Origin of the sequence: Streptomyces sp. NPDC091387 (genome assembly GCF_044756945.1) — a bacterium.
Taxonomy (GTDB): domain Bacteria; phylum Actinomycetota; class Actinomycetes; order Streptomycetales; family Streptomycetaceae; genus Streptomyces.
Genome location: NZ_JBIVTZ010000016.1, coordinates 207,063 through 219,843, shown reverse-complemented (window position 1 = coordinate 219,843; position 12,781 = coordinate 207,063). Strand labels below are relative to the sequence as shown.

The following is a 12,781-nucleotide window of genomic DNA, read 5'->3' as shown; positions in this document are numbered from 1 at the left end:
CTGCCGGCCGCCGGGCCGACCCGCAGCCGTCTCACCCAATCCAGTCCCCGCAGGTCAACACGATCCGGCCCGACTATCTTCGCTGCGACAGGTCACCGGCCGACTGTCAGAGGCGCCCCGTACGGTCGCCCCATGGCAGCCAAAATCGATCTGACGCTCGACTGCGCGGACGCCCGGACCCTCGCCGTCTTCTGGAAGACGGCCCTCGGCTACATCGACGAGCCACCGCCGGCCCCCTTCACGACGCGCGAGGAGTGGCACGCGTCCTTCGACCTGCCGGAGGACGACTCCGTCGACGATGCCGCATGGCTCTGCGATCCCGACGGCAACGGCCCCCGCCTGGCCGTCCTCAAGGTCCCCGAGCCCAAGACGGCGAAGAACCGGCTCCACATCGACGTCCGCGTACCGGGGCACGGCAGCCGCGACGAGCGGTGGGCACGGATCGAGGCGGAGTCCGCCCGGCTGGTGCGGGCGGGCGGCACCGTCCTGGAGGTGTTCGACGGGCACCACGTGATGATGGCGGACCCGGAGGGCAACGAGTTCTGCGTCGCCGCCGCCGCTGCGTGACGCTCCCGGGGCCGAGGCCGCCGCCGGTCAGGGGCGGTCTCGGCCCGGGGTCAGCCGCCCACCCGCTCCACCGGAATCCACACCTCCGCGTCCGCGTGCGCACCGTCCTGCGACACCCTCGTACGCGAGAGCGACGGACCTGGCCGGCTCCGGTACGGGTTCGACGGGAACCACTGCGTGTACACGTCCCGCCAGAGGTACTGGACCGCCGCCGGGAACTCCCCCGAGGACTCGAACACCGCCCACGTCCCCGGCTCCACGCGGAGGCTCTCCGACGCACCGGGCACCTCCGCGTCACTCACCACCCCCTGGAAGTAACCGAGTTCGGTGCCCTCCACGTCATCGGCGCAGTGGTCGCTGACGACGGCGAGGACCCCTCCGGGCTCCCCGTCCGCATACGCCTCCCAGCGCCCCAGCGTCTCCTTGCCGATGCCTCTGACGAACTCCACGATGGCCGGGTTCATCCCCTCGTAGACCAACGGGACCCGCGTCCCCCTGCCCACGAGCCTGAACGCGTCCTTCTCCACCACCCGGTACCGCATACTGCTCCGCCCCTCGACGATCAGCCGGAAGGACATCCGGGGCTGGGAGTGCAGCGCCGCACCCGTCCGCCGCGCCTCGCCGGGCCCGACCCCGTGCACCGCGCGAAAGGCCCGCGCGAACGCCTCCCCCGAGCCGTACCCGTACCGCACCGCGACATCGAGCAGCGTCCGCTCCCCGGCGAGCACCTCGGCCCCGGCAAGCGTCAGCCGCCGCCGACGGACGTACTCGGAGAGCGGGATGCCCGCCAACGCGGAGAACATCCGCCGGAAGTGGTACTCGGACGTCATGGCGATACGGGCCGGCTCGGCCATGTCGATGGGCTCACCGAGGTGCTCCTCGATGTAGTCCACCGCCTGATTCAGCCGCTCCAGCACTCCTGGCCGTCCTTCCCTCGCCGGTCCGCACGCCAGGGAAGCCCCACTCCGCAGGCAGAACGGAGCCGGCCTCTGTGCGTTCCCGGACGCTCCCGGGTGAATACGGTGCCACCACCGTCATGATCCTGGCCTGAAGGCCAGGATATGAGCCGTGACTCCACCCCCGGCCCCCGGCACGGCTGCCTCGGACCTCTGGCAGCACTACGACAGCAACCCGGCCCGCCGCGTCACGAAGGGTGGCGGCGCGCCCGCGACGGAGTGCCGGGCCGCCGACGTTCGCACCCGGCGGGCCGACGGCTCCCCCGGCACCATGCGGCGCTGGGTACTCGACACGTCTGTGTGGGAGAAGCTGCTGGCCGGGCACGGCTTCGAACTGTCGGACACGGACACGATCCGCGACCCCGGCCCGGCGGGCGCACCGCCGATGACCACCTTGATCTTCCGGGCCAGGAGGCGCAGTGACGGCAGGTTCTAGGGAGTGTTTCAGACGTGGATCAAGGCCATGCGGTGATGCTCCATGGCGGACCCGGTCGGACCAGTCGTTCAAATGATGTTGAAGCCTCGGGCGGCGTCGTAGATGTCGGCGTCCACGACGTAGATGACATCCGTGGTCACGATGAAATGGACCATGGCTCCGTCCAGCCAGCTGGAGCGCGTGAGGTCGTCGTTCGTGAAGGCGAGGTGAGTGGAGGGGCCGCATGGGTCATCGGTGACCCGACCGACGAGGCGGTTCAGGGTCCGGCGATCATCGGGCGGGAGGTAGTCGCGGAGCCGGGCCGCTCGCTCGGTGAACTCAACACGGCGCTTCATGATGGCCGGAGTATAGGTGGACGCGCATGATGCGCCGAAGCCCAAGTCACGGCCGGACGGGCGACGTCCGCGCCCGGCCCCTACGCCTCGAACGCCTCGGCCACCGCGAGGCTGTCCTCGTAGACATGGTGCCGGGTGACCAGGCCCTGCTCGAACGTGAGGTGCAGGGCGAACCGTGCGCGGTAGGCGCGTCCGGTGGGGCGGGCGGTCTGCCGGATCTCGCCGAGCACGACCGCGTCGTCGCCGTCCACGAGGATGCGCTCGATCTCGGTGGCCGCGGACCCGGGCACGTGGTGCTCGGCGAGCTCGCGGTAGTGGGCGGCGGCATCGGCGCGGGTGGACCGGTGGCGGATCCACGGGGTGGCGGTGCGGCCGTGTTCGGCCTCCGGCCAGTCCAGCTTCCACTCGCCCCGCTCCGCGTACAGCTCGGCGATGCGCTCGGGGTCGCCCTCGCCGATCCGGTGCAGCAACTGCTCCACGGCGGCGCGGGTGGTCGTGGGGGTGGCAACGGCCATAACTGGTCCTCCAGTTCGCAATCCACGCCCTCCGCGTGGACGTCACCATTGTTGCCAGGACGGCCGGCCCACGGCGATTACCTCCCGGGTAAGCGCGCGTCCCGGCGAGGCCCCCGAAAACCACTGGAGCGGTGCCGTCGTGCGCAGTTACGGTGCTGCCGCACCACGTCGTCCAGGCAAGGGCGTTCCGTTGTACACCGTTTGAGACCTCCCACCTGTGGATCTGTCGCGCGTCGCGCCCTGTGCGCCGCGCTGCTTTTTTATCCGGCTGAGCGGCAGGACGTCCGGCGACTTCAGCTTCCTGCTCAAGCGCTGAGCCGTCCATCACGTCAGGGCCTGCCCGGTATGACCACCGGACAGGCCCTGACAAGCGTCTCGGGATACCCCTGCCCGACCTCGAGGGCTCCCGGACGCGGCCGTCGCATCCAGGCACTGCGGGTCAGCCGCCCTGGCCGGCGCTCCCGATCGGGCCGACCTTCACCGGGGTGCCGCTGCCGTCCGTGGCGGGCAGCGTGCCCCGGCCCGGCCATGCGAGCGTCACCGACTTCGTCTCGTTCGGCGGGGTCACCACGAGACCCGTGATGCGGACGCCGGAGCCGCCCGACTCGTTGAGCGGGTAGTTGACGGCGAAGGCGATCTGCGACCCGTTCTTGAGGGTGTACGGCTCGCCGGGCGCGCCCGTGCGCTCGGCGGACAGCGACCCCGCGTTGGTCTTCAGGTCGACGCCCGCGAACCCGGAGATCACGCAGTCCTGGCCGCTGGTGTTCTTCATCTCCACCGCGACGGTCCCGTCGGGGTCGCCGTCGATGAAGTTGTCGATCGCGGTGATCTCCAGCCCGTCGGTGCGGCACTTGGCACCCTTGCCGCTGCCGCCGGACCCGGTCCCGCCGGCCGTGCCCTTCCCGCCGGTGCTCGTTCCCCCGGTGCTCGTTCCGCCGGAGCCCTTGCCGGCGGAGTCCTTCCCGCTGTCCTGATCCGCACCGCCGGTCGAGGAGGACGCGGAGGAGGCGGACGACGGGTCGTTCGTTCCGGCGGCGCCGTCGTCGCCGTTCTGGCAGGCCGTGAGCGAGAGACCGGCGGCGACGATCAGGGCGGCGAAGGTGAGCTTTTGAGCGCGCATGGATTCTTCCTCAGCATCGGTGGGGGGCGCCGCCCGCTCGGTACAGATCGGTACGGATCGGTACGAGCGGGCGTTCCTGACCACCAAGAGCGGTCCGGAGCGACGGACCGTTCCGCCCAACCACCGCCTAAGACACGCCTGTTACACGCATGTCCTGGCGATGGGCGGAACACCGGCACTCACGCCACCGCGCCGGCCAGCCGGGACGGCCGTTCCCGCCCCGTTCCGCGGCCTTTCCCGGACACCGCCCGCTGGGACAGACCCGTGACCCGGGGGATCTTGACCGGCGTCGGGCGGAAAGGGCTTGAGTGATCCTTCATCCCCGGCCCCGGAGCGCCGCGACCGCCGCGTCGAAGGCCGAGTCGCGGTTCTTCGCGAACTCCTGCTCGGTGAAGACGGGTGTACGGATGTGGGGCGGGATGCCCGCCCCGGCCGGCCGATGAGGGCCTGGGTGAACGTCTCGCCCGCACTGAAGGTCGTCCCCGCCGTCAGCACGGCGACCGGACCGCCGTACCGGGGGACGCCGTGCACCGGATTCACGGCGATGGGCTGCGGACGCGTGTACTGGGTGCGCTTCCGGTAGGCCACGTACGCCGTGTCGGTCAGGCGCTCGGCCCGCGCACCTGGGCGAAGTGCCGGTCGTCCGAGAGCGGGACTTTCCCGTCCTTCACAGGCTTCGGCGCTACCGAGACCTTCTCGGCCTCCACGTGTTCGGCCTTGTCGCCGGTCCGAGAAGGGGTCGCGGCTGCCGATTTCGAAGGTGACGGGTGCGCTGCTGCGGAGGACTCGGCGTGGGCGCCGAGGAACGGCTTGGGGGCCCGGTAGCAGGGGACGTCTTCGGTGCTCCCATCTGCCTGCCTGAGTCAGGGGCAGACATTGTGCCGTTGTCGGCTTCCGGACAGCGAGGCGTTCGGGATCGTGGGCCATGTGTGATGGGCAGGGTGCTACCTGGGTGTGGGGCTCCCGGCACTCAGCTGTAGTAGGCGATCTTGTCGTCAAGGACCTCCATGGCCCGGCACAGCGCTGCCACCCGCTGCTCCAGGGCGGCACGGCGCTCGCGGAGGAAGACGACTCGGTCCTGCGGCGGGTGTTCGGCGCGCAGCATGGCGACGAACCCCCGCAGGTCCGCGATGCCGAGGCCGGCCTCGCGGAAGCACGTGACCAGGCCGATCCAGAAGACGTCGTCCTCGGTGTACTCCCTGCGCCCGCCGGCGGAGCGCCGGATCGGGCCGATGAGCCCTTCACGCTCGTAGTACCGCAGCGTGTCGATGGACACATTGGTACGGTCGGCAGCCGCCGCCGGGGTGAGGATGGTCATGGAGCTCCTTCGGTGTGCCGCTACCGCGCTTCGGCGAAGCGCGCCAAGTGCTCGTCGCCGAGCCGCACCCGGCGTGCGGCGAGCACTTCCTCGATCTGCTCCACCCGGCTCGCGCCGACGATGGGGTCGATCCCCTGCAGCATCAGCCATGCGAGGACCACCTGATTCCTCGTGGCCGAGAACTCGTCGGCGACATCGTCCAGGACCGCGAGCACCCGAGCGGTCCCGGGATGATCATAAGTTTGCGGAAGCGGCTTATCCGCTCGTACGTAAGAACCCCACATCAGCGAGCTGTACGACCACACGGAGAGCCCCTCCGATCGCGCGAGGTCCAGATCCTCGGCGGCGAGCATGCGATGGCCGCCCTCCGCGACGGGGGTGAGCGGGCGCGGCTGGACGAGTGAGTGGCGCAGTTGCAGGGACGTCCACGGTTCCACGCCTCGCTCCCGCGCAAGCGATCGGGCGCGTTCGACGCGCCAGGCAGCGTGGTTCGCGGCTCCGACTCGTAGGGCCACTCCCTTCGCGACCAGATCGCCGAAGGCGCCGACAGTCTCCTCCAACGGCACGGTGCGGTCCTCGGCGTGGGCCCAGAGCAGATCGACGTGATCGACTCCCAGGCGTCCTAGGCTCTCTTTCACGCCGTCGTGGACGGCGCGGGCGCAGAGTCCTTCGGCGCTTTCCGGCCAGGAGTGCGGGACGAGCGGGTTCTGCCGGACCTTCGTCGCGATCCGCACCGCGTCGCGCGCGCCCGGGCGGGCCCGGAGCCACGAGCCGATGACGCGCTCACTGGCGCCCCCGACACCACTGGGGTCGGCCCAGAAGGAGTAGCAGTTCGCGGTGTCGAGCCAGACACCGCCGCCGGCGACGAAGGAGTCAAGGATCGCGAAGGCCCGGTCGGGGGCAACGCGGGTGCCGAAGTCCATGGTTCCAAGGACGATCTGAGGGTCAGTCGCATTCATGCCCCCCATCCTCGGATCTGGAGCGCGCTCCAGGTCAAGAGCAGGTGTGTGGACGGTCCGGGACCCGACCTCCGGGGAAGACGGGGCCGTCCAGCCGCTTGGCGTCGCAAACCCCGACTGTGTGGGAGACAAAGACGCTTTCCCACCTCAAGACCCGGTATCTGTCGATGCTTTCGACAGCTCCAGTCTGTAGTGCCGAGGTCGACAGGTTGAATCCTGATTGTTGGCCAGCCGAAAAACTGCCGTGCGGTCCGGCTCAGCTCTCTTTCGCCCAGTAATCCACCAGCATCTCCCTGGGCCAGACGGGCTCGCGGACTGCGCCGCGCGGCCCCATCTCCGTGAAGAATGGCGAGACGTCGTAGATCTTTGTGCCAACCACCGCGTCCAGGTCAGCCACTCGGAGCTGGAGGCCGTCGACTTTCAGCAGGCGCGGGAAACTCTGCGCCAGTTGGTTGGGACGCCGATGGTTACGGTGCGCGAACGTCCCCGTGGCAGGCCACTCTGCGTTTCCCCGCGGACTGCGGGCGTGATATTCCACGTCATCGGACGAGGCCTGATCGAAGTGCCACACCACCACCAAGTGGGAGAACTCTTCCAGGCCCTGCACGGAGTCGAGGGGGAACTCGGTCTCGTCGAGCTGGATCACGGACTCAACCCCGCCCCAGTAGTCATCGGCCACCTCGGTGCGCCCTGCGACTACTTCCCCGATCGGCTCGATCTCCAAGGCCATGGGCCAACCCCTCAACTCAAAGCGTGGATGCTGACGGTCAATCTACTTGCGCGAGGTACGAGGCCGCGCGGGCGTCGAGTGCACCCACCACGGGGATTAAGGAAAGGGCCCAGCTCACCGGAGCCGTGCACCAAGGCCATCGAACAATCCACGCGCGGCTCAGGCAGGCGTCGGCATCGGAAACCCTCGGCTGATTTTGGCGTGGATGCGCGCCTGTAATGCCTCTTGGAAGGCGTCCCACGCGCCGGGGGCCAGGAGGAGAACGGGGCCGTCCAGCCGCTTGGAGTCACGGACGACGACGGTGTGGGCAATATTGCGGGCGACCTCGACGCACTCGCCGTTGCCACTACTGTAACTGGATTTGACAAACCCGAATGACTTCACTTACTACTCCTTTCCCCAATGCAGGACCAGTCAACACCCGAGCAGGTGCGGTCAGAACGCCTACGTCCTACGGCTGCCGCCCCAAGGCCTCCTGAAAGGCGTCCCACGCAGCAGGAGCCAGGAGGAGGACGGGGCCGTCCAGCCGCTTGGAGTCGCGGACGGCGACGGTGTGGGGGACGTTACGGGCGACCTCGACGCACTCCTGGCCCGCGTTGCCCCCGCTGTAGCTGGACTTGACGAACTTGTACCGAGCCACGTGGTCTACCGCTCCTTGAGCATTCCATCGATGAGCTTGGCCGAGTTGTGCTGAGCCAACGCCATCCGCGCGATGCGGTCGAAGAGTCCGCTGTGCCGGGCCGCATCAGTATCGCTCTCCAGCCAGAGAGTGGTCGAGGTGGTATCCATGTGGACCACGTCGAGGGCCCCCTGCTCTGCGAACGACACAATGGTGAAAGCACTGGTCATGCCAGGGTGGGCACCTGCGAGGTGGGGCATGATCTGCAGCCTCACATTCGGTTGCCGGGCCGCGTCCAGCAGATGGCCGAGTTGCTCCCTCATCACCGCGCGTCCTCCGACCAATTGACGCAATGCGCTCTCATGCACCACCGCCCACAGTTCAAGCGGTCGATCGCCCGACAGCCGCGCTTGCCGGGCCATCCGGGATTCCACGAAGGGCTCGATCTCACCGGGCTCTTCCCAGGACCCGTTCCCCACGGCAAGCGCTCGCGCATAGTCCGGGGTCTGAAGCAGACCGGGCACGATGGCCAATTGCCACGTCCGCAGGCTGGTGGCGATGTCCTCCAGTGCCACGTACTCGACCATGGACTGAAGTGCGGGGTACTGGTTCCACCAACCGCTCGCCTTACGGCGTTCGCGGTCGGCCTTGGCCAGAGCCAGCAGTTTCGCGACAACGGTGGCGTCGTCCTCGCCGTACAGGTGACAGAGGGCCCTGATGTCAGGGTCTCTTATCGGTACGAGCCCACGTTCGATCTTCGCTACCTTCGCGACCGACGCCGTCAGCGCCTCCGCCGCATGCGATTGGCGCAAGGAGCGCGCCTCTCGCAAGCGCAGCAACTCACCACCGAGACGTCGTCCGAGCACGGTCGAAACCGTGCGCCCCCGGTCCGGGCTGTTACCTGCCACAAAGAGCTCCCCTTCGCCTGTCGCATCAGTCTGGAACCCCGTCGCATCGAACAACAACTAGGGCAGAGAATTTTCTGCCCGGATTACTTGCTGCCCGCCGGGCGAGGCCACTACCGTCAGTACTAAGCCGCTCACCCAGCGGCACCGCCCGGCGGAAGTGCACCGCCCTGCCCTGCTCAGGATCGGCATCGCCACCGCCCCCTCACCGAGAGGCACGCGTCCATGACCGCAGCCCAGGAGAAGGCCCCCGCGTCCACCCCCGAGCCCGTCCTCCAGGAGGACCGACTCGACTACACCCCCACCGCCCGCAGCGTCAGCTACAGCCGACGTCGGGCCGTGCGGCTGGTCGCCGAGTGGGGGTACCCGAACCATGTCGGGGAAGTCGCCCTGCTGGTGTGCGAGTTGGCGACCAACGCCCTGCTGCACGGCTCCGTGCGGGGGAGGCTCTTCCGCGTTCACCTCATCCTCACCGCCACCACCCTCCGCATCGAGGTCAGCGACCCGCGCGGCGAGCGGTTGCCGGCGGTGCGCGAGGCGGAGGACGACGAGTGCTACGGGCGCGGGCTGCTGATCGTCGCCCGGCTCGCCGACCGCTGGGGCGTCGAGCCGCGCACCGTCGGCAAGACCGTGTTCGCCGAACTGGTCCTGCGGCAGCGGCCGGACATGCCGAGGGGCCCGCGCGAGCTTCGCGCGGGCCCCTCGCACACAGCTACGCCCAGGTGATCAGGCGCTTCGGCTGTTCCAGGATCGCGGCGACATCCGCCAGCACCTTGGAGCCGAGCTCGCCGTCGACCAGGCGGTGGTCGAACGACAGGGCCAGGGTGGTGACCTGGCGGGGCTTGACCTTGCCCTTGTGGACCCACGGCTGGAGCTTGATCGCGCCGACCGCGAGGATCGCGGACTCGCCCGGGTTGAGGATCGGCGTGCCCGTGTCGACGCCGAAGACGCCGACGTTGGTGATGGTCACCGTGCCGCCCGCCATCGCCGCGGGGGACGTCTTGCCCTCGCGGGCCGTGGAGACCAGTTCGCCCAGGGACGCGGCCAGTTGCGGGAGGGTCTGCTCGTGCGCGTCCTTGATGTTCGGCACGATCAGTCCGCGCGGGGTCGCGGCCGCGATGCCCAGGTTCACGTAGTGCTTCTGCACGATCTCCTGGTTCGCCTCGTCCCAGGCGGCGTTGACCTCGGGGTGCCGCTTGATCGCGACCAGGAGCGCCTTGGCGATGATCAGGAGCGGGTTGACCCGCACCCCCGCCATCTCCTTGTCCTCCTTGAGCTCCGCGACCAGCTTCATCGTGCGCGTCACGTCGACCGTCACGAACTCGGTCACGTGCGGCGCCGTGAACGCGCTGCCGACCATCGCCTGTGCGATGGCCTTCCGCACGCCCTTGACGGGGATACGTGTCTCCCGCGCCCCCATCGAGGCGACCACGGCCGGGGCCGAGACGGGGGCCGGGGAAGCGACCGGAGCCTGCACCGGCTCGGGGGCCGGGGCCTGCTCCGGTGCCGCCGCCGCGTGCACGTCCTCGCGGGTGACGACGCCGCCCTCGCCGGTCGGGACGACCGTCGCCAGGTCGATGCCCAGGTCCTTCGCCAGCTTCCGTACCGGAGGCTTCGCGAGCGGCCTGGTCTCGGGTACGGCGGCGGTGCCCTGCCCGTTCATCTCGCCCTGGATCGCGGCGGACGCGGCGGCGGGCGCCGCCTCCGTGCCCTTGCGGGCGCGCCGCTTCGTGGAGGACTCGGCCACGCCGTAGCCGACCAGGACCGGCGTACGGCCCTTCGGGGCCTCGGCCTCCGGCTCGGCGGCGGGCGCGGCGGCCGGCTCGACCGGAGCCGAAGCCGGGGCCGGGGCCGCAGCCGGGGCCTCGTCACCGCTGCCGGGCGCCACGTCCACCGTGATGATCACCTCGCCGACGTCGACGGTCGTGCCCTCGCCGAAGCGCAGCTCGTGCACCACCCCGTCGAACGGGATCGGCAGCTCGACGGCCGCCTTCGCCGTCTCGACCTCGCAGACGACCTGGCCGTCGGTGACGGTGTCGCCCGGCTTGACGAACCACTTGAGGATCTCGGCCTCGGTCAGTCCCTCGCCCACGTCGGGCATCTTGAACTCACGGAAGCGAGCAGCGTTGGAAGTGTCGGTCATCGTTGTCACGCCCCAGTCCTCAGTACGCCAGCGAGCGGTCGACGGCGTCGAGCACACGGTCGAGACCCGGCAGGTACTCGTCCTCCAGCCGGGCCGGCGGGTACGGGACGTGGTAGCCGCCGACCCTCAGCACGGGTGCTTCCAGGTGGTAGAAGCAGCGCTCGGTGATCCGGGCGGCGATCTCCGCGCCGGAGCCGTAGAACACCGGCGCCTCGTGCACCACGACGAGCCGGCGGGTCTTCTCGACCGACGTCTGGATGGCGTCGAAGTCGATCGGGGACATCGAGCGCAGGTCCACGACCTCGACCGACTTGCCCTCCTCCTGGGCGGCCGCGGCGGCCTCCAGGCAGACCTTCACCATCGGGCCGTACGCGACCAGCGTGAGGTCCGTGCCGGTGCGGGCGACGGAGGCGCGGTGCAGACCGCCGGGGATGGACTCGGTGTCGAGCTCGCCCTTGTCCCAGTAGCGGCGCTTCGGCTCGAAGAAGATGATCGGGTCGTCGCTCTGCACGGCCTGCTGCATCATCCAGTAGGCGTCCGACGCGTTGGACGGGGAGACCACCTTCAGGCCCGCGACGTGCGCGAAGAGCGCCTCGGGCGACTCGCTGTGGTGCTCCACCGCGCCGATGCCGCCGCCGTAGGGGATCCGCACGACGACCGGCAGCTTGATCTTGCCGAGCGAGCGGGCGTGCATCTTCGCGAGCTGCGTGACGATCTGGTCGTACGCGGGGAAGACGAAGCCGTCGAACTGGATCTCCACGACCGGCCGGTAACCGCGCAGCGCCAGGCCGATCGCCGTACCGACGATGCCTGACTCCGCGAGCGGGGTGTCGATGACGCGGCCCTCGCCGAAGTCCTTCTGGAGGCCGTCGGTGATCCGGAAGACCCCGCCCAGCTTTCCGACGTCCTCACCCATGATGAGGACCTTGGGGTCGGTGTCGAGGGCCTTGCGCAGCGACTCGTTGAGCGCTTTCGCGATGGACATCTTCTGCATGGCCATGGCTACTTGCCCTCCTCGGCGAACGATGCCTGGTAGGCGGCGAACTGGGCGCGCTCCTCGTCGACGAGGGCGCTCCCGTCGGCGTAGGCGTGGTCGAAGATCGCCAGCCGGTCCGGGTCGGGCATGGCCCGCACCGCTTCCCGCACCCGCTTGCCGAGGACTTCGCTCTCCTCGTCGAGGCCGGTGAAGAACGCCTCGTCGGCGGCGCCCACCTTCTCCAGGTACGTGCGCAGGCGCAGGATCGGGTCCTTCACCTCCCAGGAGACGCGCTCCTCGTCGGCCCGGTACTTCGTCGGGTCGTCGGAGGTGGTGTGGGCGCCCATCCGGTAGGTGAACGCCTCCACGAGGGTGGGGCCCTCGCCGCGGCGGGCGCGCTCCAGGGCGGAACGGGTGACGGCCAGGCAGGCCAGTACGTCGTTGCCGTCGACCCGGACGCCGGGGAAGCCGAAGCCCTGGGCGCGCTGGTAGAGCGGCACCCTGGTCTGCTTCTCGGTCGGCTCGGAGATCGCCCACTGGTTGTTCTGGCAGAAGAACACGACCGGGGCGTTGTAGACCGCGGAGAACGTGAACGCCTCCGCGACATCGCCCTGGCTGGAGGCACCGTCACCGAAGTACGCGATCACGGCCGAGTCCGCGCCGTCCTTGGCGACGCCCATGGCGTAGCCGGTGGCGTGCAGGGTCTGCGAGCCGATGACGATCGTGTAGAGGTGGAAGTTGTTGGTGTTCGGGTCCCAGCCGCCGTGGTTCACACCGCGGAACATCCCGAGCAGATTGGTCGGGTCGACGCCGCGGCACCAGGCCACGCCGTGCTCGCGGTAGGTCGGGAAGACGTAGTCGTCGTCCCGCAGGGCCCGGCCGGAGCCGATCTGCGCGGCCTCCTGGCCCAGCAGCGAGGCCCACAGACCCAGCTCGCCCTGACGCTGGAGGGCGGTGGCCTCGGCGTCGAAGCGACGGGTCAGGACCATGTCCCGGTACAGGCCGCGCAGCTCTTCCGCGGTCAGGTCGATCGAGTAGTCCGGGTGCTCGACGCGCTCGCCCTCGGGCGTCAGCAGCTGAACGAGTTCGGGTCCGGAACCCTGTGGCGTCTTCGCGGGCGTCTTCGCGGCGCTGGTCCGCTTGCTGCTGCGTCGCGGTTTACGCGCGGCAGCAGTGCTCTCCACGGTCACGTGCGTGCTCCT

The 12,781-nt window shown here is 69.5% G+C and carries 16 protein-coding genes and 1 pseudogene; 3 read left to right on the top strand and 14 right to left on the bottom strand.

All coding sequences use genetic code 11. The features are described 5' to 3' along the window. Positions 1-132 precede the first annotated feature (132 nt). On the top strand, positions 133-567 hold the full coding sequence (locus ACIQM0_RS30455; protein ID WP_401292693.1) for a VOC family protein: 435 nt from the start codon (positions 133-135) through the stop codon (positions 565-567). A gap of 50 nt (positions 568-617) precedes the next feature. Here the strand turns inward: ACIQM0_RS30455 and ACIQM0_RS30450 are convergent, their stop codons facing one another. After that, positions 618-1,484: a helix-turn-helix domain-containing protein gene (locus ACIQM0_RS30450; RefSeq protein WP_401292691.1), complete on the bottom strand. Its 867-nt coding sequence runs from the start codon at positions 1,482-1,484 to the stop codon at positions 618-620. Between the two features lie 151 nt (positions 1,485-1,635). Here ACIQM0_RS30450 and ACIQM0_RS30445 point away from each other — a divergent pair, with 151 nt between their 5' ends. Continuing rightward, positions 1,636-1,959, top strand: coding sequence for a hypothetical protein (locus tag ACIQM0_RS30445; RefSeq protein ID WP_401292689.1), 324 nt, complete (start codon positions 1,636-1,638; stop codon positions 1,957-1,959). A gap of 68 nt (positions 1,960-2,027) precedes the next feature. Here the strand turns inward: ACIQM0_RS30445 and ACIQM0_RS30440 are convergent, their stop codons facing one another. The 10 genes and pseudogenes from ACIQM0_RS30440 to ACIQM0_RS30395 form a co-directional block, all read right to left on the bottom strand. Continuing rightward, complete coding sequence (locus ACIQM0_RS30440) at positions 2,028-2,294, bottom strand: hypothetical protein (protein WP_401292687.1); 267 nt, start codon at positions 2,292-2,294, stop codon at positions 2,028-2,030. Positions 2,295-2,374: 80 nt separating this feature from the next. Beyond that, positions 2,375-2,809: a nuclear transport factor 2 family protein gene (locus ACIQM0_RS30435; protein WP_401292685.1), complete on the bottom strand. Its 435-nt coding sequence runs from the start codon at positions 2,807-2,809 to the stop codon at positions 2,375-2,377. Between the two features lie 439 nt (positions 2,810-3,248). Beyond that, complete coding sequence (locus tag ACIQM0_RS30430; protein ID WP_401292683.1) at positions 3,249-3,929, bottom strand: DUF4232 domain-containing protein; 681 nt, start codon at positions 3,927-3,929, stop codon at positions 3,249-3,251. Between the two features lie 316 nt (positions 3,930-4,245). Then, positions 4,246-4,544, bottom strand: a pseudogene (locus ACIQM0_RS30425) (protease); the annotation flags it as partial. A 355-nt stretch (positions 4,545-4,899) separates the two neighbouring features. Next, positions 4,900-5,247, bottom strand: a complete 348-nt coding sequence (locus tag ACIQM0_RS30420) for a MerR family transcriptional regulator (protein ID WP_401292681.1) — start codon at positions 5,245-5,247, stop codon at positions 4,900-4,902. A gap of 20 nt (positions 5,248-5,267) precedes the next feature. Then, positions 5,268-6,206 carry an aldo/keto reductase gene (locus tag ACIQM0_RS30415; protein ID WP_401292679.1) on the bottom strand — a complete coding sequence of 313 codons (939 nt, stop codon included), beginning with the start codon at positions 6,204-6,206 and terminating at the stop codon, positions 5,268-5,270. A 256-nt stretch (positions 6,207-6,462) separates the two neighbouring features. Beyond that, positions 6,463-6,936 carry a TrmO family methyltransferase gene (locus ACIQM0_RS30410; RefSeq protein WP_401292676.1) on the bottom strand — a complete coding sequence of 158 codons (474 nt, stop codon included), beginning with the start codon at positions 6,934-6,936 and terminating at the stop codon, positions 6,463-6,465. A 159-nt stretch (positions 6,937-7,095) separates the two neighbouring features. Then, positions 7,096-7,320, bottom strand: a complete 225-nt coding sequence (locus tag ACIQM0_RS30405) for a DUF397 domain-containing protein (protein WP_401292674.1) — start codon at positions 7,318-7,320, stop codon at positions 7,096-7,098. 67 nt (positions 7,321-7,387) lie between these two features. Next, positions 7,388-7,576, bottom strand: coding sequence for a DUF397 domain-containing protein (locus ACIQM0_RS30400; RefSeq protein ID WP_401292672.1), 189 nt, complete (start codon positions 7,574-7,576; stop codon positions 7,388-7,390). Between the two features lie 5 nt (positions 7,577-7,581). Then, entirely contained in the window at positions 7,582-8,463 is an 882-nt protein-coding gene (locus ACIQM0_RS30395) for a helix-turn-helix domain-containing protein (protein WP_401292711.1), read from the bottom strand. Positions 8,464-8,685: 222 nt separating this feature from the next. On the opposite strand from ACIQM0_RS30395, the gene ACIQM0_RS30390 reads away from it, so the two are divergent. Beyond that, on the top strand, positions 8,686-9,186 hold the full coding sequence (locus ACIQM0_RS30390; protein WP_401292670.1) for an ATP-binding protein: 501 nt from the start codon (positions 8,686-8,688) through the stop codon (positions 9,184-9,186). Here the strand turns inward: ACIQM0_RS30390 and ACIQM0_RS30385 are convergent. Genes ACIQM0_RS30385 through pdhA form a run of 3 tightly spaced genes read right to left on the bottom strand, consistent with a single transcriptional unit; the run spans position 9,173 to position 12,769 of the window. Further along, a complete protein-coding gene (locus ACIQM0_RS30385; RefSeq protein WP_401292667.1) occupies positions 9,173-10,612 on the bottom strand; it encodes a dihydrolipoamide acetyltransferase family protein in 1,440 nt (479 codons plus the stop codon). The two genes, ACIQM0_RS30390 and ACIQM0_RS30385, sit on opposite strands and share 14 nt — an antisense overlap. 10 nt (positions 10,613-10,622) lie before the next feature. Then, positions 10,623-11,603, bottom strand: a complete 981-nt coding sequence (locus ACIQM0_RS30380) for an alpha-ketoacid dehydrogenase subunit beta (RefSeq protein WP_401292664.1) — start codon at positions 11,601-11,603, stop codon at positions 10,623-10,625. 2 nt (positions 11,604-11,605) lie between these two features. After that, complete coding sequence (gene pdhA / locus ACIQM0_RS30375) at positions 11,606-12,769, bottom strand: pyruvate dehydrogenase (acetyl-transferring) E1 component subunit alpha (protein WP_401292661.1); 1,164 nt, start codon at positions 12,767-12,769, stop codon at positions 11,606-11,608. Positions 12,770-12,781: the final 12 nt, after the last annotated feature.

Bases quoted from the DNA above. Each gene is read 5' to 3' on its own strand.
- ACIQM0_RS30440 (WP_401292687.1), bottom strand. From the start codon at position 2,294: ATGAAGCGCCGTGTTGAGTTCACCGAGCGAGCGGCCCGGCTCCGCGAC.
- ACIQM0_RS30380 (WP_401292664.1), bottom strand. From the start codon at position 11,603: ATGGCCATGCAGAAGATGTCCATCGCGAAAGCGCTCAACGAGTCGCTG.
- ACIQM0_RS30415 (WP_401292679.1), bottom strand. From the start codon at position 6,206: ATGAATGCGACTGACCCTCAGATCGTCCTTGGAACCATGGACTTCGGC.
- ACIQM0_RS30430 (WP_401292683.1), bottom strand. From the start codon at position 3,929: ATGCGCGCTCAAAAGCTCACCTTCGCCGCCCTGATCGTCGCCGCCGGT.
- ACIQM0_RS30410 (WP_401292676.1), bottom strand. From the start codon at position 6,936: ATGGCCTTGGAGATCGAGCCGATCGGGGAAGTAGTCGCAGGGCGCACC.
- ACIQM0_RS30455 (WP_401292693.1), top strand. From the start codon at position 133: ATGGCAGCCAAAATCGATCTGACGCTCGACTGCGCGGACGCCCGGACC.
- ACIQM0_RS30435 (WP_401292685.1), bottom strand. From the start codon at position 2,809: ATGGCCGTTGCCACCCCCACGACCACCCGCGCCGCCGTGGAGCAGTTG.
- ACIQM0_RS30390 (WP_401292670.1), top strand. From the start codon at position 8,686: ATGACCGCAGCCCAGGAGAAGGCCCCCGCGTCCACCCCCGAGCCCGTC.
- ACIQM0_RS30420 (WP_401292681.1), bottom strand. From the start codon at position 5,247: ATGACCATCCTCACCCCGGCGGCGGCTGCCGACCGTACCAATGTGTCC.